Annotated in this window: 16 protein-coding genes, 2 tRNA genes and 3 rRNA genes; 10 read left to right on the plus strand and 11 right to left on the minus strand. The window is 59.2% G+C overall.

Annotated elements, in window-relative coordinates; genetic code table 11:
• Window positions 1-54: 54 nt before the first annotated feature.
• Window positions 55-2,439, minus strand: coding sequence for a phosphoenolpyruvate synthase (gene ppsA / locus BXU06_RS11425; RefSeq protein ID WP_077299646.1), 2,385 nt, complete (start codon window positions 2,437-2,439; stop codon window positions 55-57).
• Window positions 2,440-2,605: 166 nt separating this feature from the next.
• Between ppsA and BXU06_RS11430 the strand changes: the two genes are divergently transcribed.
• The gene (locus BXU06_RS11430; protein WP_077299648.1) at window positions 2,606-3,430 is read left to right on the plus strand and encodes a pyruvate, water dikinase regulatory protein; all 825 of its coding nucleotides are present in this window, start codon (window positions 2,606-2,608) and stop codon (window positions 3,428-3,430) included.
• An 85-nt stretch (window positions 3,431-3,515) separates the two neighbouring features.
• Here the strand turns inward: BXU06_RS11430 and BXU06_RS11435 are convergent, their stop codons facing one another.
• From BXU06_RS11435 to BXU06_RS11460, 6 genes are all read right to left on the minus strand, one after another.
• Window positions 3,516-5,708, minus strand: coding sequence for a YgiQ family radical SAM protein (locus tag BXU06_RS11435; protein ID WP_077299650.1), 2,193 nt, complete (start codon window positions 5,706-5,708; stop codon window positions 3,516-3,518).
• A 215-nt stretch (window positions 5,709-5,923) separates the two neighbouring features.
• Window positions 5,924-6,037, minus strand: a 5S ribosomal RNA gene (gene rrf / locus BXU06_RS11440).
• Window positions 6,038-6,146: 109 nt separating this feature from the next.
• A 23S ribosomal RNA gene (locus BXU06_RS11445) occupies window positions 6,147-9,034 on the minus strand.
• A gap of 214 nt (window positions 9,035-9,248) precedes the next feature.
• Window positions 9,249-9,324 (minus strand) — tRNA-Ala (locus BXU06_RS11450).
• 267 nt (window positions 9,325-9,591) lie between these two features.
• A tRNA-Ile gene (locus BXU06_RS11455) sits at window positions 9,592-9,668 on the minus strand.
• A gap of 109 nt (window positions 9,669-9,777) precedes the next feature.
• Window positions 9,778-11,315 (minus strand): 16S ribosomal RNA (locus BXU06_RS11460).
• The 16S, 23S and 5S rRNA genes sit together here with 2 tRNA genes alongside, the layout of an rRNA operon.
• Before the next feature lie 700 nt (window positions 11,316-12,015).
• Here BXU06_RS11460 and prfB point away from each other — a divergent pair.
• Together prfB and lysS are read left to right on the plus strand one after the other, a co-directional pair.
• Window positions 12,016-13,120 (plus strand): peptide chain release factor 2 gene (gene prfB / locus BXU06_RS11465; RefSeq protein ID WP_150125286.1). Its coding sequence is split into 2 segments (ribosomal slippage): window positions 12,016-12,096 and window positions 12,098-13,120, totalling 1,104 coding nucleotides; the frame shifts between segments, so codons are not numbered across the junction.
• 77 nt (window positions 13,121-13,197) lie between these two features.
• Window positions 13,198-14,706, plus strand: coding sequence for a lysine--tRNA ligase (lysS, locus tag BXU06_RS11470; protein ID WP_077299654.1), 1,509 nt, complete (start codon window positions 13,198-13,200; stop codon window positions 14,704-14,706).
• A 148-nt stretch (window positions 14,707-14,854) separates the two neighbouring features.
• Here lysS and BXU06_RS11475 read toward each other — a convergent pair whose 3' ends face one another.
• The 4 genes from BXU06_RS11475 to BXU06_RS18395 form a co-directional block, all read right to left on the minus strand.
• The gene (locus BXU06_RS11475; protein ID WP_077299655.1) at window positions 14,855-15,700 is read right to left on the minus strand and encodes an OmpA family protein; all 846 of its coding nucleotides are present in this window, start codon (window positions 15,698-15,700) and stop codon (window positions 14,855-14,857) included.
• Window positions 15,701-15,760: 60 nt separating this feature from the next.
• A complete protein-coding gene (locus BXU06_RS11480; RefSeq protein WP_077299657.1) occupies window positions 15,761-16,147 on the minus strand; it encodes a DUF4398 domain-containing protein in 387 nt (128 codons plus the stop codon).
• Window positions 16,148-16,319: 172 nt separating this feature from the next.
• Window positions 16,320-16,862 carry an FUSC family protein gene (locus BXU06_RS11485; protein WP_171982202.1) on the minus strand — a complete coding sequence of 181 codons (543 nt, stop codon included), beginning with the start codon at window positions 16,860-16,862 and terminating at the stop codon, window positions 16,320-16,322.
• A gap of 240 nt (window positions 16,863-17,102) precedes the next feature.
• Complete coding sequence (locus tag BXU06_RS18395) at window positions 17,103-17,729, minus strand: TetR family transcriptional regulator (protein WP_077299661.1); 627 nt, start codon at window positions 17,727-17,729, stop codon at window positions 17,103-17,105.
• 361 nt (window positions 17,730-18,090) lie between these two features.
• Here BXU06_RS18395 and BXU06_RS11495 point away from each other — a divergent pair, with 361 nt between their 5' ends.
• The 7 genes from BXU06_RS11495 (at window position 18,091) to BXU06_RS11525 (ending at window position 26,688) form a co-directional block, all read left to right on the plus strand.
• Window positions 18,091-19,299 (plus strand): efflux RND transporter periplasmic adaptor subunit, encoded by a 1,209-nt coding sequence (locus BXU06_RS11495; RefSeq protein ID WP_253189451.1) that lies wholly within the window; start codon window positions 18,091-18,093, stop codon window positions 19,297-19,299.
• Between the two features lie 13 nt (window positions 19,300-19,312).
• A complete protein-coding gene (locus BXU06_RS11500) occupies window positions 19,313-22,450 on the plus strand; it encodes an efflux RND transporter permease subunit (RefSeq protein WP_077299663.1) in 3,138 nt (1,045 codons plus the stop codon).
• Window positions 22,450-23,862 carry an efflux transporter outer membrane subunit gene (locus BXU06_RS11505; RefSeq protein ID WP_077299665.1) on the plus strand — a complete coding sequence of 471 codons (1,413 nt, stop codon included), beginning with the start codon at window positions 22,450-22,452 and terminating at the stop codon, window positions 23,860-23,862. Before BXU06_RS11500 ends, BXU06_RS11505 begins: the two co-directional genes overlap by 1 nt.
• A gap of 282 nt (window positions 23,863-24,144) precedes the next feature.
• A complete protein-coding gene (gene bfr / locus BXU06_RS11510) occupies window positions 24,145-24,630 on the plus strand; it encodes a bacterioferritin (protein WP_077302834.1) in 486 nt (161 codons plus the stop codon).
• 12 nt (window positions 24,631-24,642) lie between these two features.
• Window positions 24,643-25,116, plus strand: coding sequence for a bacterioferritin (gene bfr, locus BXU06_RS11515; RefSeq protein WP_077299667.1), 474 nt, complete (start codon window positions 24,643-24,645; stop codon window positions 25,114-25,116).
• 194 nt (window positions 25,117-25,310) lie between these two features.
• Window positions 25,311-25,997 (plus strand): superoxide dismutase, encoded by a 687-nt coding sequence (locus BXU06_RS11520; protein WP_077299669.1) that lies wholly within the window; start codon window positions 25,311-25,313, stop codon window positions 25,995-25,997.
• 88 nt (window positions 25,998-26,085) lie between these two features.
• Window positions 26,086-26,688 carry a TetR/AcrR family transcriptional regulator gene (locus BXU06_RS11525; protein ID WP_077299671.1) on the plus strand — a complete coding sequence of 201 codons (603 nt, stop codon included), beginning with the start codon at window positions 26,086-26,088 and terminating at the stop codon, window positions 26,686-26,688.
• The last annotated feature ends 77 nt before the right edge of the window (window positions 26,689-26,765 follow it).

Raw genomic sequence — 26,765 nt, forward strand, 5'->3', positions numbered from 1 at the left:
CAAAAACCCCCGTTGCCGGGGGTTTTTGCACGAACCAAGCAAGACAGACATGTCTTACTTCTGGGCTTCCTTGGCCAGATACAGCCAGGTTTCCACCACAGTGTCCGGGTTCAGCGAGATGGTTTCGATGCCTTCATCGACCAGCCACTGGGCAAAGTCCGGATGGTCGGACGGGCCTTGGCCGCAAATGCCGACATACTTGCCCAGACGGCGGCAGGTGGAGATGGCCATATGCAGCATGGCCTTCACTGCCGGGTCGCGCTCGTCGAAGGTCGGCGCAATCGGGCCACCGGAATCGCGGTCCACGCCCAGGGTAAGCTGGGTCATGTCGTTGGAGCCGATGGAGAAGCCATCGAAGTGTTCCAGGAACTGTTCGGCCAGCACAGCGTTGGTCGGCAGTTCGCACATCATGATCAGGCGCAGGCCGTTCTTGCCGCGTTCCAGGCCGAAATCCTTGAGGATTTGCACCACGGATTCGGCTTCCTTCAGCGTGCGCACGAACGGGATCATCACTTCGACGTTGGTCAGACCCATCACGTCGCGCACCTTGCGGATGGCGCGGCATTCGAGCTCGAAGCAATCGCGGAATTCCGGCGCAATGTAGCGGGCAGCACCCCGGAAACCGATCATCGGGTTTTCTTCGTGCGGCTCATACAGCGAACCACCGATCAGGTTGGCGTATTCGTTCGACTTGAAGTCGGACATGCGCACAATCACCTTTTTCGGGTAGAACGCAGCGGCCAGGGTGGCCACGCCTTCGGCGATCTTGTCGACGTAGAAGTCCACCGGGCTGGCGTAGCCGGAAATCCGGTCACGGATGGTGGCTTGCAGTTCCGGCGACAGGCGATCCAGCTCCAGCAGGGCTTTCGGGTGAATGCCAATCTGACGGTTGATCACAAATTCCATGCGCGCCAGGCCCACGCCTTCGTTCGGCAGCTGGCAGAAGTCAAACGCCAGTTCCGGGTTGCCCACGTTCATCATGATCTTGACCGGGGCATCCGGCATGCTGTCCAGCGCCAGATCGATGATTTCCACTTCGAGCAGGCCGTCGTAGATATTGCCGGTGTCGCCTTCCGAGCACGACACGGTGACCTGCATGCCATCCTTCAGCACGTCGGTGGCGTAACCGCAGCCCACCACTGCCGGAATGCCCAGCTCACGGGCGATAATTGCCGCATGGCAGGTGCGACCGCCACGATTGGTCACGATGGCAGCAGCACGCTTCATCACCGGTTCCCAGTCAGGGTCGGTCATGTCGGTCACCAGCACATCGCCCGGCTTGACGCGATCCATTTCGGAGGCGTCCTTGATCAGACGCACCACACCCTGGCCTACCTTCTGACCAATGGCGCGGCCTTCCACCAGCACGTTGCTCTTGTTCTTCAGGCGGTAGCGGCGCAGGGTGTCCACGCGGGACTCTTGCGACTTCACCGTTTCCGGACGGGCCTGCAGGATGTACAGCTTGCCATCCACGCCGTCCTTGCCCCACTCGATGTCCATCGGACGTGCGTAGTGCTTTTCGATGATCAGGGCAAAGCGGGCGAGTTCTTCCACATCGGCGTCGGTGATGGAGAACTGGGTACGCAGTTCCGGAGCAACGTCGAGGGTTTTCACCGAACGGCCTGCTTCGCGGGTGTCGGTGAATTCCATCTTGATTTGCTTGGAACCCAGATTCTTGCGCAGGATGGCCGGACGCTCGGCTTTCAGCGTTGGCTTGTGCACATAGAATTCATCCGGGTTGACCGCCCCCTGCACCACGGTTTCGCCCAGGCCGTAGGACGCGGTGACAAACACCACGTCGTCAAAGCCGGATTCGGTGTCGATGGTGAACATCACACCGGCGGAACCACAGTCGGAACGCACCATGCGCTGAATGCCGGCAGACAGGGCCACCACGTCATGGGCAAAGCCCTTGTGCACGCGGTAGGAAATGGCCCGGTCGTTGTACAGCGAGGCAAACACATGCTTGATCGCCGCCATGACATTCTCGAAGCCGAGAATGTTCAGGAAAGTTTCCTGCTGGCCGGCAAACGAGGCGTCCGGCAGGTCTTCTGCCGTGGCGGAGGAACGCACGGCCACCGAAATGGCAGCGCCGGAATCGGCGACCATTTGGTCGTAGGCGGTGCGGATTTCAGTTTCCAGCTGTGCCGGGAACGGCGTATCCACGATCAGCTGGCGGATTTCCTTGCCCACGCGGGCAAGCTCCACCACATCGTCCACATCAAGCTTGGCGAGCATCTCACTGATGCGATCGGCCAGGCCATTGTGAGCGAGAAAATCGCGGTAAGCCTGTGCAGTGGTGGCGAAACCGCCAGGCACGCGCACGCCGGAACTGGCGAGCTGGCTAATCATTTCGCCCAGCGACGCATTTTTGCCGCCGACGGTTTCCACGTCGGTCATGCGCAGCTTGTCGAACCAGACAACGTAATTCTCTGCCATGTAACGAACTTCCTGTGCTAGATGGGGGCTATCGAAAACCGGATTCTATCCGAAAGCGTAAACTTTGCGTAACCTTAATGCACTGCACAAAAGCAGGATTTGCCCTGCGAAAGTGCATGTTCCTGCGCGTATAATCGTCTGGAATGACAGACCCACGGGAGTTCCCATGCCACATCGCCGCTCTGCCTTCTTTATTTCTGACCGTACCGGCATCACTGCCGAATCGCTGGGCCACACCCTGCTGACCCAGTTCGAGGCGGTGGAATTCAAGCGGGAAACCATTCCGTTCATCGATTCGCCGGACAAGGCCAACGAGGTCAGCCAGCGCATTGCCGCCCGCGCGCAGGCCGACCACCACCGCCCGCTGGTGTTCCTGTCGATTATCGACCCTGGCGTGCGCAAGGCCATTGCGGTGGACGAATGCGCGCTGGTCATCGACCTGTTTGATTCGTTCATCAGTTGTCTGGAAGACGAGCTGGGCATGCATGCTTCGCGCACAGCGGGCAAGTCGCACGGGATTGGCAACGAAAAAACCTACCATCACCGGATTGATGCGGTGAATTTCTCGATGAATCACGATGATGGCCTCAAGCCCAATGCCCTGGCGGAAGCCGACGTGATTCTGGTTGGCGTGTCGCGCTCGGGAAAAACCCCCACCTGCCTGTATCTGGCGCTGCAGTACGGCATCCGCGCCGCCAACTATCCGCTGACCCCGGAAGACTTTGGCAAGCCGGTGCTGCCCAAGCTGCTGCTGCCGCATCGCCACAAGCTGTTTGGCCTGACCATCACCCCGGAGCGTCTGGTGCAAATCCGCTCGGAACGCCGGCCAAACAGCACGTATGCGTCGCTGGACAATTGCCGCTTCGAGATCAACGAAGCCGAGGCGATGATGCGTCAGCAAAGCGTGCCGTTCATCAGCACCACGCATAAATCCATCGAGGAAATCGCCAGCACCATCATCCACAGCGCCCATCTGACCAAACGCTTCTAAGCCGTTCTAGCGGGCAGAGCTGCATCATGCTGGTGCACGCCCCAGGCCGAGGCGAATCCCGGCACTGGTCTGGGGCATTTAGCGCCTAGCGCCGACCGGTTTTTTTCCCTTGTGGCGCGGGTCTGGAGTGCGGCTTTCCTGCAACACTATGCCCTCTGGATACCGGTTTGCTGGGAGCAGGCCGGGCCGATCGCGCCACGGCAGGTCGTGCACCAGGACGAAAACCGCTTTCCGGCGGAATCAGCTGCTGTGGGCCATGGCCAATCAGGTCGGCCCGGCCCATATTCACCAGCGCCTCACGCAGCAGCGGCCAGTTGTCGGCATCGTGGTAGCGTAAAAACGCCTTATGCAGCTTGCGCCGGTAGCCATCCTTGATCACATCCACTTTTTCCGAGCTGCGCGCCAGCTTTTTCAGCGGATTGCGCCCGGTGTGCCACATGGTGGTGGCCAGCGCCATCGGCGTGGGGGTAAACGCCTGCACTTGGTCAGGCTTGAAACCATTGGCCTTCAGCCATAGCGCCAGATTGAGCATGTCTTCATCGCTGGTGCCAGGGTGGGCGGCGATAAAATACGGAATCAGGAACTGCTTTTTGCCGGCTTGCTGGCTGAAACGGTCAAACAACACCTTGAAGCGCTCATAGCTGCCAATGCCCGGCTTCATCATTTTCGACAGCGGGCCTTCTTCGGTATGCTCGGGGGCGATTTTCAGGTAGCCGCTGACATGGTGAGTAGCCAATTCACGGATATATTCCGGCGATTCCACTGCCAGGTCGTAACGCACGCCAGAACCAATGGTGATGCGTTTCACCCCAGGCAGGGCACGGGCCTTGCGGTATAGCTGAATCAGCGGGCCATGGTCAGTGCCCAGGTTTTCGCAAATCCCCGGATAGACACAGGACAAACGCCGACAGGAAGATTCGATTTTCGGGTCTTTGCACGCCAGCCGGTACATATTGGCCGTTGGCCCGCCCAGGTCAGTAATATGCCCGGTAAATCCGGGGGTTTTATCGCGAATATGCTCGATCTCCTGCAATACAGACTGCTCGGAGCGGCTTTGAATAATCCGTCCTTCATGCTCGGTAATCGAACAGAAAGTACAGCCGCCAAAACAGCCGCGCATGATATTGACCGAAAAACGGATCATGTCCCAGGCCGGAAAACGCGCATCGCCATAGCTCGGATGCGGCTGGCGCGCATAGGGCAGATCGTAAACGTAATCCATTTCTTCGGTACTGAGCGGAATCGGTGGCGGGTTAATCCACACATCCCGTTCGCCATGTGCCTGCACCAGTGCGCGGGCATTGCCAGGATTGGATTCCAGATGCAGGGTGCGGCTGGCGTGGGCGTACAGCACCGGATCGTAGGCAACGGCTTCATAAGCGGGAATTCGCACCACGGTTTTGGCCCGCTGCAACTTGCGCGCCGCCACCCGTTCGGCGGCGGAGACAAGCCGAATCGGCTGCACTGCGTCGGTGTCTTCTGCTGGTGCCGTGCTGGCAGGCTCCATGGCGTAGGGATCCGGATGCGGATCCACCCTGCCTGGCAGATCAACCGTGGTGGAATCCAGCTCCTGCCAGCCGGCATCCGGTCGCCAGCCCTGACTGGTCAGAAAACCGGTGCCACGAATATCACGCATCTGGGCCAGCCGTTCGCCATGGGCCGCGCGGTGGGCAATTTCCACCAGGGCGCGTTCAGCATTGCCGTACAGCAGGATATCCGCCTTGGCGTAGCCCAGCACCGACTGGCGCACCTTGTCGCTCCAGTAATCGTACTGGGCAATCCGACGCAAGCTGGCCTCAATGCCGCCAATCATGATATCCACCCCAGGAAACGCCTCACGGCAACGCTGGGCGTATACGGCTACCGCACGGTCAGGGCGCTTGCCCGCCTCGCCATGCGGGGTGTAGGCGTCGTCAGAGCGCGGTTTGCGGTCGGCGGTGTAGCGGTTGATCATCGAGTCCATATTGCCCGCTGTCACGCCAAAAAACAGCCGGGGCCGACCCAAGGCCCGAAAGGGCTCGGCGCTTTTCCAGTCAGGCTGGCTGATGATGCCCACCCGAAACCCCTGCGCTTCCAGCAAACGGCCAATCAGCGCCATGCCAAAGCTGGGATGATCGATATAGCCGTCACCGGTCACCAGGATGATGTCACACACATCCCAGCCCAGCTGCTTCATCTCGGCGCGACTCATCGGTAAAAACGATGCGCGCCGGCCTGAAGTCATCAGCTGACGAGGCAGGGAAAAAATCGGCACAGGGCTGGCAGCGAATTGGCTCATGAGGGCACCACAAACAGGACAAGCCGGGCATTGTGCCAGATTTATCCGGCCTCCGGCAAAAAGCCCTTGTTTTTCATCTGGATAGCCGCGAGCACAACAGGGTTTTACTGAAGAAATTGCTGTTTTTTTGCAGGAAGGCACAATGGCTGCGCAAAAAATTGACGCTAAAAAGACAAAACCCCCTGTACCGTTTGGTACAGGGGGTTTGAATGGGAGCCTGGCGTTGACCTACTTTCACACGGGTAATCCGCACTATCATTGGCGCGAAGCGGTTTCACTGTCCTGTTCGGGATGGGAAGGAGTGGGACCCACTTGCTATGGACACCAGGCATAAGCTGTCGTGCGCTGCATTGCTGCAACACACCAAAACGGGAAGAGTAACTTCAGTCATCAACTGGATCAGATCACATCTAAAACACCTGAAGCATCGCGGCTTATAGGATCAAGCCGCACGGGCAATTAGTATTGGTTAGCTTAATGCATTACTGCACTTCCACACCCAACCTATCAACGTCCTGGTCTCGAACGACCCTTCAGGGCACTCTAGGTGCCAGGGAAGTCTCATCTTAAGGCAAGTTTCGCGCTTAGATGCTTTCAGCGCTTATCTCTTCCGAACTTAGCTACCCGGCGATACGACTGGCGTCATAACCGGTACACCAGAGGTTCGTCCACTCCGGTCCTCTCGTACTAGGAGCAGCCCCCTTCAAACTTCCAACGCCCACTGCAGATAGGGACCAAACTGTCTCACGACGTTTTAAACCCAGCTCACGTACCACTTTAAATGGCGAACAGCCATACCCTTGGGACCGGCTACAGCCCCAGGATGTGATGAGCCGACATCGAGGTGCCAAACTCCGCCGTCGATATGAACTCTTGGGCGGAATCAGCCTGTTATCCCCGGAGTACCTTTTATCCGTTGAGCGATGGCCCTTCCATTCAGAACCACCGGATCACTATGTCCTGCTTTCGCACCTGCTCGACTTGTGGGTCTCGCAGTTAAGCTACCTTTTGCCATTGCACTATCAGTACGATGTCCGACCGTACCTAGGTAACCTTCGAACTCCTCCGTTACACTTTGGGAGGAGACCGCCCCAGTCAAACTGCCTACCATGCACGGTCCCCGATCCGGATGACGGACCAAGGTTAGAACCTCAAACACACCAGGGTGGTATTTCAAGGGCGGCTCCACAGAAACTGGCGTCTCTGCTTCAAAGCCTCCCACCTATCCTACACAAGTCTGTTCAAAGTCCAATGCAAAGCTACAGTAAAGGTTCACGGGGTCTTTCCGTCTAGCAGCGGGGAGATTGCATCTTCACAAACATTTCAACTTCGCTGAGTCTCGGGTTGAGACAGTGTGGCCATCGTTACGCCATTCGTGCGGGTCGGAACTTACCCGACAAGGAATTTCGCTACCTTAGGACCGTTATAGTTACGGCCGCCGTTTACTGGGACTTCAGTCAAGAGCTTGCACCCCATCATTTAATCTTCCAGCACCGGGCAGGCGTCACACCGTATACGTCCACTTTCGTGTTGGCACAGTGCTGTGTTTTTATTAAACAGTCGCAGCCACCTTTTCACTGCAACCCCATCGAGCTCCGGACGCGAGGTCCTTCACCCTACCGGGGCACACCTTCTCCCGAAGTTACGGTGTCAATTTGCCGAGTTCCTTAACCCGAGTTCTCTCAAGCGCCTTAGAATTCTCATCCTACCCACCTGTGTCGGTTTGCGGTACGGTCAATTGTGAGCTGAAGCTTAGAGGCTTTTCCTGGAAGCATGGGATTACTCACTTCAGTGCCGTAGCACCTCGTTATCACGCCTCAGCATTGGCCCACCGGATTTGCCTGATGGACCTGCCTACACGCTTGAACCAACTATTCCAACAGTTGGCTGAGCTACCCTTCTCCGTCCCCCCATCGCACTCACAATCGGTACAGGAATTTTAACCTGTTTCCCATCGACTACGCATTTCTGCCTCGCCTTAGGGGCCGACTCACCCTACGCCGATGAACGTTGCGTAGGAAACCTTGGGTTTTCGGCGTGCGGGACTTTCACCCGCATTATCGCTACTCATGTCAGCATTCGCACTTCTGATACCTCCAGCAGCCTTTACAAGCCACCTTCGCAGGCCTACAGAACGCTCTCCTACCATATGTACAGAGTACATATCCGCAGCTTCGGTTACATGCTTGAGCCCCGTTACATCTTCCGCGCAGGACGACTCGACCAGTGAGCTATTACGCTTTCTTTAAATGATGGCTGCTTCTAAGCCAACATCCTGGCTGTCTAGGCCTTCCCACTTCGTTTACCACTTAGCATGTCATTTGGGACCTTAGCTGGCGGTCTGGGTTGTTTCCCTCTTGACACCGGACGTTAGCACCCGATGTCTGTCTCCCAGGCTCGTACTTGACGGTATTCGGAGTTTGCCATGGGTTGGTAAGTCGCGATGACCCCCTAGCCATAACAGTGCTCTACCCCCGTCAGTAATACCTGAGGCACTACCTAAATAGTTTTCGGAGAGAACCAGCTATTTCCAAGTTTGTTTAGCCTTTCACCCCTATCCACAGCTCATCCCCTAATTTTGCAACATTAGTGGGTTCGGTCCTCCAGTGCGTGTTACCGCACCTTCAACCTGGCCATGGATAGATCACTTGGTTTCGGGTCTACGCCCAGCAACTGAACGCCCTATTCGGACTCGGTTTCCCTACGCCTCCCCTATTCGGTTAAGCTTGCTACTGAACGTAAGTCGCTGACCCATTATACAAAAGGTACGCAGTCACGGAACAAGTCCGCTCCCACTGTTTGTATGCATCCGGTTTCAGGATCTATTTCACTCCCCTTCCGGGGTTCTTTTCGCCTTTCCCTCACGGTACTGGTTCACTATCGGTCGATGATGAGTATTTAGCCTTGGAGGATGGTCCCCCCATCTTCGGACAGGATTTCACGTGTCCCGCCTTACTTGTCGCATGCTTAGTACCACGGTTGTGTTTTCGGATACGGGGCTATCACCCACTATGGCCAACCTTTCCAGGTTCTTCTCCTAACACTACCGCTATCACATGCAGGCTGATCCGTGTTCGCTCGCCACTACTTACGGAATCTCGGTTGATTTCTTTTCCTCGGGGTACTTAGATGTTTCAGTTCTCCCGGTTCGCTCTACCCACCCTATGTGTTCAGGTGGGAGTACTCATTGCTGAGTGGGTTTCCCCATTCGGACATCTACGGATCAAAGCTTCATTGCCAGCTCCCCGTAGCTTTTCGCAGGCTTGCACGTCCTTCGTCGCCTATCATCGCCAAGGCATCCACCAGATGCACTTATTCGCTTGATCCTATAAGTCGAGAGACTTACAGGTGTTTGCTTTTACGACCACGCTTCCCAGCGTGATCGCGATACAATCTGACCCATTTCTTTTCCTGACTGATGGTTTGACCCATCAATCTGGCATTGATTTGTGTCGTTACTCTTCCGTTTTGTTAAAGATCAGTGCGTTAAACACGCAAAAGACAAGGTTTCGCCTTCTCTTTTGAGCGCTTGTGTGAGGGTGGTGGAGGATGACGGGATCGAACCGACGACCCTCTGCTTGCAAAGCAGATGCTCTCCCAGCTGAGCTAATCCCCCGCTAAATCTTTCATGCTGCGTTGTTCGGTCGCTCGTGTACATGAGTACACGTCGCTTCCTCTCGCCTTGCCTGAAAGCTTTATCGTTTTTGTTCCGACGACCGCTTGATACTTTCGATCGGTGGAACAGAGAAACTTATCATACTGATTGGATCGACGCAAATAAATGCGCTTTTCTATCAGCACCAGATTGTTCAGGACAAGGCGTTGGAACGGCGACATGTACGAGAAGTACACGAGTCGTTTCGCAACGCAGTCATGGACAATCTGGTGGGTCTGGTTGGACTCGAACCAACGACCCCCGCCTTATCAAGACGGTGCTCTAACCAGCTGAGCTACAAACCCATGTTCCGTTCGGAACCGGAGTTTGTTCAGGGACACTCCCCGATTCCTCTCACTGCACTTTTTTCGACAACCGATAAGTTGTAGACGCTTATTCCAGAGGTTTCTCTAGAAAGGAGGTGATCCAGCCGCAGGTTCCCCTACGGCTACCTTGTTACGACTTCACCCCAGTCATGAAGCATACCGTGGTAAGCGGCCTCCTTGCGGTTAGCCTACCCACTTCTGGTATCCCCCACTCCCATGGTGTGACGGGCGGTGTGTACAAGGCCCGGGAACGTATTCACCGCGACATGCTGATCCGCGATTACTAGCGATTCCGACTTCACGCAGTCGAGTTGCAGACTGCGATCCGGACTACGATCGGTTTTATGAGATTAGCTCCACCTCGCGGCTTGGCAACCCTCTGTACCGACCATTGTATGACGTGTGAAGCCCTGGTCATAAGGGCCATGAGGACTTGACGTCATCCCCACCTTCCTCCGGTTTGTCACCGGCAGTCCCATTAAAGTGCCCAACTTAATGATGGCAACTAATGGCAAGGGTTGCGCTCGTTGCGGGACTTAACCCAACATCTCACGACACGAGCTGACGACAGCCATGCAGCACCTGTGTTAGCGTTCCCTTTCGGGCACTCCTGCGTCTCTGCAGGATTCGCTACATGTCAAGACCAGGTAAGGTTTTTCGCGTTGCATCGAATTAATCCACATCATCCACCGCTTGTGCGGGCCCCCGTCAATTCCTTTGAGTTTTAATCTTGCGACCGTACTCCCCAGGCGGTCTACTTCACGCGTTAGCTGCGTTACCAAGAGATTCCTCTCCCGACAACTAGTAGACATCGTTTAGGGCGTGGACTACCAGGGTATCTAATCCTGTTTGCTCCCCACGCTTTCGTGCATGAGCGTCAGTGTTATCCCAGGGGGCTGCCTTCGCCATCGGTATTCCTCCACATCTCTACGCATTTCACTGCTACACGTGGAATTCTACCCCCCTCTGACACACTCTAGTCTTGCAGTTCCAAACGCAGTTCCCAAGTTAAGCTCGGGGATTTCACATCTGGCTTACAAAACCGCCTGCGCACGCTTTACGCCCAGTAATTCCGATTAACGCTTGCACCCTACGTATTACCGCGGCTGCTGGCACGTAGTTAGCCGGTGCTTATTCTTCCAGTACTGTCATCCCCGACCCGTATTAGGGGTCAGGATTTCCTCCCGGACAAAAGAGCTTTACAACCCGAAGGCCTTCTTCACTCACGCGGCATGGCTGGATCAGGCTTTCGCCCATTGTCCAAAATTCCCCACTGCTGCCTCCCGTAGGAGTCTGGGCCGTGTCTCAGTCCCAGTGTGGCGGATCATCCTCTCAGACCCGCTACGGATCGTCGCCTTGGTGAGCCTTTACCTCACCAACTAGCTAATCCGACATCGGCCGCTCTATCAGCGCGAGGCCCTAAGGTCCCCCGCTTTCATCCTCGGATAATATGCGGTATTAGCACATCTTTCGATGTGTTATCCCCCACTGATAGGTACGTTCCGATGCATTACTCACCCGTTCGCCACTCGCCACCAGGTGCAAGCACCCGTGCTGCCGTTCGACTTGCATGTGTAAAGCATGCCGCCAGCGTTCAATCTGAGCCAGGATCAAACTCTTCAGTTCAATCTCTGCAAATATTACTTCGCTTGACGCAAACTCCCAGAGAATCTAACGATTCTTTGATCATTCTTGTGCAAGCTCTTGTTCCTCGGAACAAGCGCCTACACTTATCGGTTGTCATTCTGTTAAAGAGCAGTTGCTTTCCAACCCAGAAACCGGTAACGTCAGCGGTTTGTTTCGCTTCGTTTCGTTTTCTGCGTCAGCAGCAGAGAGGCGAACTATACGCACCACCTGAAAAACCGTCAACACCCCAAAACACACTTTTTTGCGCAAAACCGTGAAAAACACGATAAATCGCTGAAATCAAACGGAAAACTTTTTGCAAAAAATCGCAAAAAAGTTTCACACCTTCGCAAAATCGCTGTCACACCCTGCGAACACATGGCAAAAAAGCCGCAAAAAACCACCCGACGCCAGAGCAGCATGGTAAAAATTGCCCGTTCTGACCCCGCCAGCACGCAGTGGCAAGGCAAAAAAGCCGGCAAGCGGGCTGCAATGGGTGCTGAGCAGGGGATTCCTGGCTATTCCTTATATATGTAAAAAATCTGCACTTCAGCCTACAGCGCCCCAGCCGGCCAGAATCAGGTTTTTCCTTTAGCCAGCAAGCAGATAGCCCGCACCGGGGTGATTTCATCCGACTGGCCGGCTGGGGTATACTTGTCGGCTTGATTTTATTTTGCGCTGCACAACAGGACACCCCATGATCGAAACTGAAATCCTTAACCAGATCGACGCCAAACTGACTGATCTCGCCGCCCGCAACGACGAGATCCGGAGGTATCTTTGACTACCCTGGCAAAAAGGAACGCCTGGAAGAAGTCAGCCGCCTGACCGAAGACCCGGATATCTGGAATGACACCAAGCGCGCCCAGGATCTGGGCCGGGAGAAAAAAGCGCTGGAAGATGTGGTGGTGGTGATCGACACCCTGACCCAGACGCTGGACGACAGCCGCGAATTGTTCGAAATGGGCAAGAGCGAGGACGACGACGACACCATTCTGGCGGTGCAGGACGATCTGCTTGGCGCAGAAAAAACCCTGGAAACCCTGGAGTTCCGCCGGATGTTCTCCAATCCGATGGACCCGAACCACTGCTTTATCGATATTCAGGCCGGTGCTGGCGGCACCGAAGCGCAAGACTGGGCGTCGATGCTGCTGCGCATGTATCTGCGCTACTGCGAACGCAAGGATTTCAAGGTCGAGGTGCTGGAAGAATCCGAAGGCGAAGTGGCCGGCATCAAAAGCGCGACCATCAAGGTGGATGGCGACTACGCCTACGGCTACCTGCGCACCGAAGTGGGTGTGCATCGCCTGGTGCGCAACAGCCCGTTTGACAGTAATAACCGCCGCCAGACCTCGTTTGCCAGCGTGTTTGTCTACCCGGAAGTGGATGATTCGATCGAAATCGACATCAACCCGGCGGATTTGCGCGTGGACACCTACCGCGCTTCCGGTGCCGGTGGTCAGCACATCAACAAAACCGACTCGGCGGTGCGCATTACCCACATGCCGACCAATATTGTGGTGCAGTGCCAGAACGACCGCTCGCAGCACAAAAACCGCGCCGAAGCGATGAGCATGCTGAAGGCGCGCCTGTATGAACTGGAGCTGCGCAAGCGCAACCAGGAAAAACAGGCGCTGGAAGACAGTAAGACCGATGTGGGCTGGGGCCACCAGATTCGCAGCTATGTGTTTGACCAGTCCCGCGTCAAGGATTTGCGCACCAATGTGGAAGTGGGTAACGTCAAAGGCGTGATGGACGGCGACCTTGACGGCTTTATCCAAGCCAGCCTGAAACAAGGGGTGTAAGACGCTCCCCCTGCAAGGCAACTTTGAACTTTGGCCAGCCAGGCCTGCCTGGCCGGCCCTTATTAGCTGATGACATCATGACCGAACCGACCCAAACCCCAGAACAGCATCACGACGAAAACCAGATCATGGCGGAACGCCGCCACAAACTGGCCGCCCTGCGCGAACAAGGCCCGGCCTTCCCCAATGACTTCCGCCGCAGCCATATGGCCGCCGACCTGCACGCCAGCCACGACGCCACCGACAAGGAAACGCTGGAAGCCAGTGCCGTGCAAGTGGCGGTGGCTGGACGGATGATGCTGAAACGGGTGATGGGCAAGGCCAGCTTTGCCACTCTGCAGGACGCCAGTGGCCGCATCCAGCTGTATATCAGCAACGACATGGCCGGCGCTGACACCCACGCCGCCTTCAAGCACTGGGACATGGGCGATATCCTGGGCGCAGTGGGCACCCTGTTCAAGACCAAGACCGGCGAGCTGACCATCCAGGTAACCCAGCTGCGCCTGCTGACCAAGTCGCTGCGTCCGCTGCCGGACAAGTTTCACGGCATGACCGACCAGGAACAAAAATACCGCCAGCGCTACGTTGACCTGATTGTTGACGAGCACTCGCGCAACACCTTCATCAAGCGCTCCAAAATCGTGCAGACCGTGCGCGACTACATGGTGAAGGAAGACTATCTGGAAGTGGAAACGCCGATGATGCACACCATCCCCGGCGGTGCCACGGCCAAACCCTTCGTCACCCACCACAATGCGCTGGACATGCAGCTGTACCTGCGTATTGCGCCAGAACTGTATCTGAAGCGCCTGGTGGTGGGCGGCCTGGAGCGGGTGTTTGAAATCAACCGCAACTTCCGCAACGAGGGCATGAGCACCCGGCATAACCCTGAGTTCACCATGATGGAGTTCTACGAAGCCTACTGTGGCTACGAACGCATGATGGACATGACCGAAGGCGTGATCCGCGCCTGCGCGCAAGCGGTGTGCGGCACCAGCGAAATCAGCTACCACGGCCAGCCGGTGGACCTGAGCAAGCCGTTTGACCGCTTTACCATCGTTGGTGCCATCCAGCACTACAACCCGGACTACACCGACGCGCAACTGGCCGACGCCGACTGGCTGAAAAACGAAATCCAGCGCCTGGGCGGCAAACTGCCTCCGGCACCGGGCGTGGGCAGCCTGCAGCTGGCCTTGTTTGAAGAATGTGCCGAAGGCCGGCTGTGGAACCCGACTTTCATCATCGACTACCCGGTGGAAGTCTCGCCGCTGGCCCGCGCCTCGGACAGCAACCCGGCGATTACCGAACGGTTTGAGCTGTTTGTGGTGGGCCGTGAACTGGCCAACGGCTATTCCGAGCTGAACGACCCGGAAGACCAGGCCGACCGTTTCCACAAGCAGGTGGCGCAAAAAGATGCCGGCGATGACGAAGCCATGCACTTTGACGCCGACTACGTGCGCGCCATGGAATACGGCCTGCCGCCCACCGGCGGCTGCGGCATCGGCATTGACCGTCTGGTGATGCTGCTGACCGATGCGCCGAGCATCCGCGACGTGATCCTGTTCCCGCAGATGCGTCTGGAGTAAACACGCGCCACGGTGCATCCGCCCGCCTGATGCACCACCGAGATTGATCGGCCCCTCATGCCCACGGCCTTCCTGATTCACTCGGGAAGGCCGTGGGCACATTCATTTCCTGGCACTGCCCGGTGTGACCACCGGGCGCGGCGCAAGCTCAGCGCGGGAGAATCCGCTCGGCATCGTTGGACAGGATGATCTCGACCCGGCGATTCAACTGCCGGTCTTCGCTATGCCGGTTACTGGCCACCGGATAACGCTCTCCCAAGCCACGGGCGGCAATCCGCTGACGGCTGACACCCATCTCCTGCAAGGCATGCCGCACCGCCATGGCCCGACGTTCAGACAGTGTCTGGTTATGCATTCTCGACCCGGTGCTGTCGGTAAAGCCTTCAATCAGCACCGTGCGCTCCGGGTATTGCTGCAGGATAGTCGCCAGCTTCTGTACGGTATCCAGGCCATTCTGGTTCAGGCGGGCCCGGTCGGTGGCAAACAGCACATCACCCAGGGTAATCATCATGCCACGCGGTGTTCTCTTGGCAGCCAGCTCGGCCAGTTGGGCTTCCAGCTGAGCAGTGCGCGCCTGGGCATCCTGGGTCTGCTGCTGCGCCACTTCGGTCGCCTGCCTGGCCTGGTTGGCTTCATTGGTGCGCTGGTTCAGCCGCATCTGGTCACGCGCCTTGCCAGCATTTTCCACATCATGCTCAGCCGCTTTCTGCTTGGCGGCTTCCTGCGCCAGGGCAATTTTCTGCTGGGCGATATACGCCAGCTGATCCACGTCCTGGGTACTCTGATGGTCGCTGGCTGCCGTATTGGCCCGCGCCAGCGCAGTAGCGGCCTGCTGCAGTTCCAGCGGTGCATATTTGGCTACTTGTGGATTATTCTGCGCCGCCAGGTAATCGCTGCGGCTTTGTTCCAGCAAGCGGGTGGGCGGCGTGGTGCCGCATGCGCCCAGCAATCCGGCCAGCAAGAGCGCAATGGGGGCAATAGAGGAGGTTTTCATCATCAAATCCTTGGGCAGAGAGAGTGGGGCGGGCATTGCCAAGCAGTGGCAGACGGACCACTACCTGGGCTGACGGGCGCGAATCAGTTCTTCGCGCAGGACGCGAATGTCATCCTGCAGCGCATCGGCAGCCAGTTGTGCCTTGGCCGAATTCGACTTGCCCTGCGCCAGCCGGGCGTCAGCCTGCGCCTGAGTGGCCAGATCCGACGCCAGCGCATAATCCTTGGCCGCCATTGCCTGGTTGGCTCGCGCCAGCTTTTCCCGCGCCGAACGCATCTCCACCGGGGCAAACTCACTGGCCCCTGCCCCAGCGGCGTTATCCACTGCGGCCTTGGACACCGCCACCTCTGCTGTGGCCGGCGTTTTCATGCTGCTACAGCCAGAAGCCCCCAACATCACTACGCCATACAACAGCCATAACCCTTGCTTGCGATCCATTGTCATCATGTTCTCCAGTCAAACCATCCGCCGAATCCAATTCGGTGCGACCAGAGGATTTATAAGCGGGTTGGCGGTACAAATCGGTACGCTGACGCACATACTCAACCAAACCGGCACCACAAAACCAGACAAGCCCCGCACATGTCCGCGCCAGACATGCGCCCACATCAGCAAAACGCTAGCGCCGCGCCCAGCGCAGGCGCAAGCGCCCCCACCAGAATGGCCATACTGGCTGACGCTCCAGCAGCCAGGAAAACAGCCAGGCCAGCCACAAGGCGGTCAGCGAGCCGGCGATAATCTCGCTGGCGCGCAAGCCGGCAAACTGCAGGGCTGACGCAGGCGGTTCGCCAACGGCGCTGCCCAGCAAAATCGCCACGGTAATCGGCGTCACCCGCCAGTTGGCCGGAAAATGGGCAATCGAGGTGGCTAGCACCACCGACAAGGTCAGCGCAGCGGCCAGCGACAGCAAGGTGGCCCCAACACTCCACACCGTCAGCAGCGCCACCGTGCAGCCAATCAGGGTATTGCTCACCCGGTCACGCACCAGCGTGCGGGTGGCCGACACGTCAGGGTCGCTCACGGCGGCAATGGTCACCACCGCCCAGACGGGATGATCCATGCCCAGCCAGGACAGCAGCGGCCAGACCAGCAAGGTGGCCAGGGCGATTTTCAGCGCAAACATCAGCGAGCGGGGTTTGATCCATTTAAGCCACATGGCCATGCCACTTTTCAGGTAATTAAGACGTTGGATCAGCATAACGGAGCAATATTGAGTCCAGATCACAGCAGGGCGAAAGACCGACACAGAAGGGGAGGCACACCGGGCACAGCGCAGGACACAAGCTTGTCCACCACACGGACGCTGCGCAGGCATGGCCATGGCGCAGCAGACTGCCGCCAGCGCGGGCGTTTATTGACAATATCCTATTGGCAAGCTGACCATCCGGCCCACAGATGGCATTTATGCATCACCAGCGTCAGCGCCCAGCATCCGCAGCAAGATCTCCACATACGCCGCCGCGCGGGTATCGATGGCAAACCGCGCGGGGTCAATCAGCCACAGTTCGATCAGCCCCATCACCGCAGTGTCCAGCATCACCGCCAGGTCTTCAATCTGCGCCGGGCTGCGCAACTGGCCCTGCTCGCGCGCCGCCTGCAGGGTAGTGGTCAGCACGGCATGGCTTTCACGCAGATGTTCCAGCCGGCGTTCCATCACCGGAGAATTTTCATCCGGGCATTCGTATTTGTTCCACAGAATATTGAACACCCGCCGGGTGCGCGGTGAACGCACCACTTCGCTGAACATCGCCAGGTAGTAACGGCGTAACGCCTGCAGCGCACCCTGAGGCAGATCAGCCAGCAATTGCGCTTCCAGGTGATCAAACGGCAGACAGGTGCGCTCGCACATGGCGCGCAACACATCATCCTTGTCGGTAAAGTGCCAATACACCGCACCACGGGTGACGCCAGCGGCCTTGGCAATGTCGGCCAGCGAGGTGCGCGACACGCCCTGTTGGTCAAACAGCAGCTCGGCGGCGTCCAGCAGGTCGTGGCGGGTTTGTTCGGCTTCGGCTTTGGTACGGCGCATGGCGGTATGCTCTATGGTTCAAATCGGGCCCAGCCCGCTGGCGTGCGTGATGTCGCACATTTCAGGGCGCGGATTGTCGCATGAATCCATTGCCCATGACGCAAGTGTGTATTTACATACATTCTAGCATGTATGTAAAATACTGACAGACTGAGCACCTGCTCACAACACTCCGCGTCGCGCTCCTGGCCAGACGTACTGACGCAAACAGTACACGGCGTACGGCAAGGCAGCACCACAACGCCAGGAGAGTGTTGTTCGCGGCGCTTAGCCCAATCCCCCCGTTTTCTGACTGCTTGACTGCTTACCCATCCACCTGGCGCCGGCATCCCCGGCCATTCCGACCTGACGGAGAGCCACCTTGACTACCTCAACCCCGCTTGCGCAGCCGCTGCGCTCACGCCCACAGACCTGGTTGCTGCCCCTGTCAGCCGCCCTGGCGCTGACCGCCTGCCAGGACAACGCCGGCGGCCCGCCGGCCATGCCGCCGCCGGAAGTCACCATCGTCACCGTCAAACCCAATGATGTGCCGCTCACCCTGGAATATGTTGGCCAGACCGCCGGCTCGCGCGAAGTGGAAGTACGTGCGCGGGTCAGCGGCATCCTGCTCAAGCGCCTGTATGTGGAAGGCCGGCCAGTGAAGGCCGGCGATGTGCTCTACCAGATCGACCCGGAACAAGCCAAGGCCGCGCTGGATCAGGCGCGCGGTGCGCTGGAAGTGGAACAGGCCAAGCTGATGCGCGCCCAGCAGGACCACGCGCGCGTGCTGCCGCTGTTTGCCGAAAACGCCGTCAGCCAGAAAGACCGAGACGAAGCCGTCTCCAACTTTGAATCGGCCCAGGCCTCGGTGCTGGCGGCGCGCGCGCGGCTGCGCGAAGCGCAAATCAATCTGGACTACACCAAGGTGACCGCGCCGATTTCCGGCATGACCTCCAAGGAAGTCCGCTCCGAAGGCAGCCTGGTGTCGCCCAGCGGGGACAGCAGCCTGCTGACCAAGATTTCCCAGCTCAATCCGATGTACGTGAATTTTTCCATGTCGGACAACGAACTGCTGCGCCTGCGCACCTGGCAGGCGCAAGGCCGCTATGTGCCGCCGGAAGGCGAGCGCTATTCGGTGGAGCTCAAGCTGTCGGATGGCAGCATGTTCAGCAGCGCAGGCCGGCTGAACTTTACCGACAACCTGATTGACCCTACCTCCGGCACCATCCGCTCGCGCGCCGAATTTGCCAATCCGGATGGCGCGCTGCTGCCAGGGCAATTTGTCCGGGTGTATCTGAAGGGCGGCAAGCTGAAAGACACCCTGCTGGTGCCGCAGCGGGCGGTGCTGAGCACCCAGCAAGGCAAGATCGTGTTTGTGGTCAACCCGGCAGGCAAGGCAGAACCGCGTCCGGTGGAACTGGGTGACGAGGTCAAGAATGAGGTGATGATCACCAAGGGTCTGCGCGCAGGCGACCAGGTGATTGTTGATGGCAATATCAAAGCGCGCCCCGGTGCGCCGGTGAAGGTGGTCACGCCGGGTGCTTCGGCCCCGCCGGCGGCCAAGCCGGCCAGCGCGGCAGCTGGCGCATAAGGGAGCCTGACCCATGTTTTCTGCCTTTTTCATCCGCCGGCCCATTTTTGCCAGCGTGATTTCCATCATCATCCTGCTGGCCGGCTTTGCCGCCATGCGCACGCTGTCGGTGGAACAATACCCGCAGATTGTGCCACCGCAGGTGCTGGTGTCAGCCACCTATCCGGGGGCATCCGCCGAAGTGATTGCGCAAACCGTGGCCGCGCCGCTGGAGCAGCAAATCAACGGCGTGGACAATATGCTCTACGTCAACTCGGCCAGCGCTTCCAATGGCCAGCTGTCGCTGACCGTCACCTTTGCCATTGGCACCAACGCCGACCAGGCCACCATCAACGTCAACAATCGGGTGCAATCAGCGCTGGCACAGTTGCCGGAAGAAGTGCGCCGCCAGGGGGTGACGGTCCAGAAACAGTCGGCCAACTTCCTGCAGGTGATTGCGCTGGACTCGCCGGACAAACGCTATGACTCGGTGTACATCAGCAACTATGCGCTGGTGAACGTGCTGGACGAGATCAAGCGGATTTCCGGCGTGGGCAACGCGATGATCTTTGGTGCCAAGGACTACTCGATGCGCATCTGGCTCAAGCCTGACCGCATGGCCCAGCTCAAACTGGCCCCCTCGCAGGTGGCTGCCGCCATCCGCGAGCAGAATGCCCAGTTTGCCGCAGGCAAGGTGGGGGCTGAGCCGACCAACAACCCGGTGGAGTTCACCTACACGGTGACTACCCAGGGCCGGCTGCAAAGCGCCGAGGAATTTGAAAACATCATCGTGCGCGCCAACCCGGACGGCTCCAAAGTGCGGGTGAAGGACGTTGCCCGCGTGGAGCTGGGTGCCAAGGACTACAGCTTCTCCGCCACCCGCAATGGCCAGCCGACCATTCCGATCGGGATTTATCTGGCCCCTGGTGCCAACCAGCTGGAAACCGCCCAGGCGGTGCGCGACAAGATGGCCGAACTGAAGCAGCGCTTCCCGGCCGGGCTGACCTACAAGATTCCTTACGACACCACCAAGTTTGTTCAGGTGTCGATCGACGAAGTGGTCAAAACCCTGGGCGAAGCCATGGTGCTGGTGTTCCTGGTGGTGTACCTGTTCCTGCAAAACTGGCGCGCCACACTGATTCCGTCGCTGGCGGTGCCGGTGTCGATTGTAGGCACCTTTGCCGGCATGTATGTGCTGGGGTTTTCCATCAACACGCTGACCCTGTTTGGCATGGTGCTGGCCATCGGCATTGTGGTGGATGACGCCATTGTGGTGCTGGAAAACGTCGAACGCATCATGGAGGAAGACAAGCTCTCCCCAGTGGAGGCCACGCTGAAAGCCATGCAGGAAGTCACCGGACCGGTGATTGCCATTGTGCTGGTGCTGTGCGCGGTGTTCATTCCGGTGGCATTCATGGGCGGCCTGGCTGGGCAGATGTACAAGCAGTTTGCCATCACCATCGCCATGTCGGTGGTGATTTCCGGCATTGTCGCGCTGACGCTGACCCCGGCGCTGTGCGCGGTGCTGCTCAAGCCTGGCCATCAGGCAGCGCACAAGTTCTTTGACGTGTTCAACAACTGGTTTGCCCGCATGACAGGCCGCTACACCCGTGGCGTGGCGTTCTTTGTCCGGCGCAGCACCATCGGCATGCTGGTGTTTGCCGGCGTGATCGCGCTGACCATCGGCCTGTTCCGCGTGGTGCCGGGCGGGCTGGTGCCGGACGAAGACCAGGGCTATGTGATTGCCGTCACCCTGCTGCCGGACGGTGCATCGCTGTCGCGCACGCTCAACGCCACCCAGCAGGTGGACAAGCTGGCGATGGCACACCCGGCAGTGACCGACGTGCTGACCTTCACCGGCTTTGACCTGCTCACCGGCTCGTTCAAAACCAACTCCGGCGCGTCTTTCCTCACCCTGAAAGACTGGAAGGAACGCCACGCCGAGAGCGACCAGGCGCAGTCCATTGTCGGCTATATGTTTGGTGCCGGCATGAGCGTGAAGGAAGCCATGGTGCTGGCGTTCAACCCGCCACCGATTTCCGGCATGTCCAGCACTGGCGGTTTTGAGGTGTACGTGCAGAACCGGGGCAATGGCAGTTCGAAAGACCTGGCCGCCGCCACGCAAAAGCTGATTGAGGCCGCGCACAAGCGCCCGGAACTGGGGCATTTGTCCACCACCTTCAGCGCCGACGTGCCACAGCTGTTCATCCAGCTGGACCGGGAAAAAGCCAAGACCTACGGCGTGTCGATCAGCGATGTGTTTGACACCATGCAAAGCACCTTTGGCGAGCTGTACGTCAACGACTTCAACAAACAGGGGCGCACCTTCCGCGTGCAGCTGCAATCGGAAGCCGACTTCCGCTCGCGTCCGGAAGACATCCGCAATGTCTACGTGCGTGCGCAAAGCGGCGAGATGATTCCGCTGACCGCGCTGGTCACGATCAAGCAGGTCACCGGCCCGGAAATCGTCGAACGCTACAACATCTTCCCGGCAGCCAAGATTGTTGGCGGCCCGGCACCAGGCTATAGCTCGGGCCAGGCGATTGCCGCGATGGAACAGCTGGCGCGTGACACGCTGTCGGACGACTACGGCCTGGCCTGGACCGGCTCCGCCTTCCAGGAAAAACAGACCGGCGGCACCTCGGCCCTGGTGTTCGTGTTTGCCCTGGTGATGGTGTTTTTGATTCTGGCCGCGCAGTACGAGCGCTGGAACCTGCCGATTGCCGTGCTGCTAGCGGTGCCGTTTGCCGTGTTTGGTGCCATCAGCGCCAACTGGCTGCGCGGCATGGCCAATGATGTGTACTTCCAGATTGCGCTGGTGACGCTGATTGGCCTGGCGGCAAAAAACGCCATCCTGATTGTGGAATTCGCCATGCTCAAGCTGGAAGAAGGCCTGTCGCTGGCTGACGCGGCAATTGCCGCCGCCCGCCTGCGCTTTCGGCCCATCATCATGACCTCGCTGGCCTTTGTGCTGGGTTGCGTGCCGCTGGCCATCAGCACCGGTGCCGGTGCGGCCTCGCGCCACTCGATTGGCACCGGGGTAATCGGCGGCATGCTGGCGGCGACGTTTATTGCCACGTTTTTCATTCCGATGTTTTTCATGCTGATCATGCAGCTGCGCCGGCGTTCCGCCGCGCCAGCAGCAGCCAGCGCCCACGGGGAGGACGCCTGATGCGCCGCCTGATCTTGCTCGCCCTGTCCACCAGCCTACTGTCGGCCTGCGCCATCGGTCCCGACTACCGGCGCGACACCCCGGCGCTGCCCGAGGCCTGGCATCACGATGCCCCGGCCAACACCAGCGCAGCGGTCAGCCCGGACTGGTGGACCCGCTTTGACGACCCGGCGCTGAATGCGCTGATTGCCGCTGCCGCCGACTACAACCAGGACCTGCGCCTGGCGGTGGCCAGGGTGGATGAAGCCCGCGCCCTGGCCGGCATCGCCCGCGCCGACCAGCTGCCGCGCCTGGATGGCAGCGCCCAGGCCAGCCGCAGTCGCGGCAGCAGCGTCGGCCTGCAGCCGATTGCTGGCCGACCGGTACTGGAAGACAAACAAGCCGCCGCCACGCTGAGCTTTGAACTGGATATCTGGGGCAAGCTGCGCCGCGCCAGCGAAGCCGCCCAGGCCAGCCTGCTGGCCAGCCAGGCCAACCGCGACGCCGTGCAGCTGGGGCTGTACGCCCAGGTGGCCACCAGTTATTTCAGCCTGCGCGGCCTGGACCAGCAGCTGGACATTGCCCGGCGCACGCTGACCTCGCGCCAGCAGGCGCTTACCTTGCGGGAAAAACGCTTCAAGGGCGGCATCACCTCGGAACTGGACTTCCGTCAGGCCGAATCTGAAGCCGCCGTTGCCGCCGCCGCCGTGCCGGAGCTGGCCCAGCAAGTGCAGCAAGCGGAAACCGCCCTCGCAGTGCTGGTAGGCCGCAGCCCACGCGACATCGTCAGCGGCCAGCTGCCGCGCGGCAAGGCCATTGGCGATATCAGCGTGCCGCCGCCCGTTCCTGCCGGCCTGCCGTCCAGCCTGCTGACCCGTCGCCCGGATGTGCAGGCCGCCGAGCAAACCCTGGTGGCCGCCAACGCCCGCATCGGCGTGGCGCGTGCAGCATTTTTGCCCAGCATCTCGCTGACCGGCCTGCTGGGCTCGGAAAGCGTGGCGCTGAATGGCCTGTTCAACGGCCCGGCTGCCACCTGGAGCTTTGCCAGCAACCTGGCCATGCCGCTGTTTGACTTTGGCAAGACCGCCGCTGGCGTCGATGCCGCCAACGCCCGTCAGCAGCAAGCGCTGGCGCAATACCAGCTGGCCATCCAGACGGCCTTCAAAGAAGCCCAGGACAGCCTGGTGGCGCACCGTAAAACCCGCGAAGCCGCCGACGCCCGCACCACCCAGGTGAGCGCGCTGAAGCGCTCGCTGCGCCTGGCGCAACTGCGCTACGATAATGGCTACGCCAACTATCTGGACGTGCTGGACGCCGAGCGCAGCCTGTTTCAGGCCGAGCTGGACGCGATTGACGCCCAGCGCAACCGCCTGAGCGCAGTTGTCGGCGTGTACAAGGCGCTGGGTGGGGGGTGGGAAGCCAGCGTGCAATAGTGTTTGTCTGATTTTGCCCTCTGGCATGGTTTTTTCTTGCTCAGCCCGGCCTTGTGCCGGGCTGTTTTTTGTCCGGTGCCGCGCAAACCAAACCGGGCAGGTGTCAGAAATGCCGGCACACCGTGCCAATTGAATGATAATTGTTCGTAATTCATTGTAAATAAACGATTTTTACCGAAATTTCGTTTGCACTGACGCCCCGGACATCTAAAATAGCAGTCTGGGCAAGCCAGCCGAGGTATGCCAGCCAGTCCGCTGTCCAAACATTTTCTGGAGAACGCCATGAAAGGCGACACCCATATCGTTGATATTCTCAACGTCCTGCTGGCCGGCGAATTGACCGCCGTTGACCAATACCTGATTCATGGTGAAATGTACGCCGACATGGGCCTGCATGCCCTGGCCGAAAAAACCATCCACGAATCCGACCACGAACGCCAGCACGCCCGCGCGCTGATTCAGCGCATCCTGTTCCTGGAGGGCGTGCCCAATCTGGAAAAACGCGAGCCGCTGCATGTGGGCCAGACCGTGCCGGACATGCTGCAGTCCGACCTCAATGTGGAATACAAGGTAGACGCCGCGCTCAAACAGGCCATTGCCGCCTGTGAACTGGCCCAGGACTATGTCAGCCGCGACATCCTGCAAGTGCAGCTGGAAGACACCGAAGTCGACCACGCCTACTTCCTGGAAAAACAACTGCGCCTGATCTCCCTGGTCGGCCTGCCCAACTACCTGCAGAGCCAGATGGGCTCGCGCAGCGCCCCTTAAGGAGAGCCCCTGATGAAAGGCGACAAGAAAGTCCTCGACATCCTCAACAAGGTGTTGCGCAACGAGCTGACCGCAATCAACCAGTATTTCCTGCACGCGCGGATGTTCCGCAACTGGGGCCTGGAAAAACTCAACGACTACCAGTACAAGCAATCCATCCGGGTGATGAAGGAAGCCGACGAACTGATCGAACGCATCCTGTTTCTGGAAGGCCTGCCCAACCTGCAGGACCTGGGCAAGCTGCTGATTGGCGAGCATGTGCTGGAATGCCTGCAGGGCGACCTCAAGCTGGAGCAGGACATCCACCGCCCGCTGCTGCTGGAAGCCATTGCCCTGTGCGAAAGCGCAGAAGACTACGTCAGCCGCGAACTGCTGGAAGACCTGCTGGAACACTGCGAAGAAGCCATCGACTGGCTGGAAACCCAGCACAGCCTGATTGACAATGTGACCCTGCCGAACTACCTGCAATCGCATATGGACGACTGACGCACCCGCCTGATGGCGCGCGTTGCCCACGCCCCGGCCCGCTGCTGCGCGCCGGGGCGTGGCGTTTCAGGGCCAGGTGGTTCCCGCCTGGCATCCGCATGACCCCCACTTTCTCTTGGCCTGCCACTCGCCTACAATGATTTGTCATGCGCATCTGGACGCGTGCCCATCCCCCGACACTTCAGGAGAACCTCATGCCTGCATTTTTCCGTTCTGGCTGGCTCAGCCTTGCCGCCGCCGCACTCCCCGCCCTGGCCTTTGCCCAGTTCAGCCTGCCACCGCTGCCCTACGCCGCCGACGCGCTGGAGCCGGTGATCGACAAGGCCACCATGGAAATTCATCATGACCGCCACCACGCCGCCTATGTGAACAACCTCAACGCCCAGATCAAGACCTACCCGGAACTGGACACCCTCAGCCTGGAAGCGCTGCAGGGCAAAATCAGCCAGTACAGCCCGGCGGTGCGCAACAATGGCGGCGGGCATTACAACCACAGCCTGTTCTGGAACGTGATGGCCGCGCCGGGGCAGGGCGGCCAGCCCAGCGCTGCGCTGATGCAGGCGATCAACAGCCAGTTTGGCTCGCTGGACGAGCTGAAAAAGCGCTTTGACCAGGCTGCCGTCAGCCGGTTTGGCTCGGGCTGGGCCTGGCTGATGGTCACCCCGGACAAAAAACTGGCCATCAGCTCGACCGCCAACCAGGACAACCCGCTGATGGATCTGGCCGACAATCCGCGTGGCACGCCGATTCTGGCGCTGGATGTGTGGGAGCATGCGTATTACCTGAAATACCAGAACAAGCGCGCCGACTATGTCACCCAGTGGTGGCAGGTGGTGAACTGGCAGGAAGTCAGCCGCCGTTATGCAACAGCGCTGAAGTAAGCGCAGACAGGAGCGGGCGCGACAACTGATGCAGAAAAATCCACTCACTCGCTTGCTCTAGACCAATCGGTCTAGTAGTATGCTTGGCATGACTGCTCCTGCCGCCCCCCCCTCTTGCGATACCCGTGAACATATTCTGGCCACTGCCGAGCCACTGGTGCTCGGGCGTGGCTTTACTGCGCTGGGGCTGTCTGAACTGCTCAGCACCGCTGGGGTGCCCAAGGGCTCGTTCTACCATTATTTCCGCTCGAAAGAACATTTTGGCGAAGCACTACTGGAGCGCTACTTTGCCCAGTACGACGCCCGGCTGGCGGTGCAGTTTGCCCCGGAACACGGGCGGATGCGCGACCGGCTGCTGAGCTACTTTGCCGGCTGGATTGCCCAGGCCTGCCAGGCCGACCGGCACGGCAACTGCCTGGCGGTGAAGCTGGCCGGAGAAGTCTGTGATTTGTCCGAGCCGATGCGCGAAGCACTGGCACGCGGCATGGCGCAAGTGTGTGTGCGACTGAGCGAAGCGATTCGCCAGGCGGTGGCCGATGGCTCGCTGGCCCCGGTGGCCGACCCGTCGGCGCTGGCTGATGCGCTGTACGCCAGCTGGCTGGGCGCTGCGCTGCGCACCAAGGTGATGCGCGACAGCACGCCGCTGTTGCGGGCGCTGGCCGACACCGAACACCGGCTGCCGCGCCCCTGAGCCAGGGGCGCAGTACGATGCCACCCAAAATCTTGACAACGCACTAGACGACTGGTCTATTTGCAACACACCGCCCC

Origin of the sequence: Aquaspirillum sp. LM1 (assembly GCF_002002905.1) — a bacterium.
Lineage (GTDB): Bacteria > Pseudomonadota > Gammaproteobacteria > Burkholderiales > Aquaspirillaceae > Rivihabitans.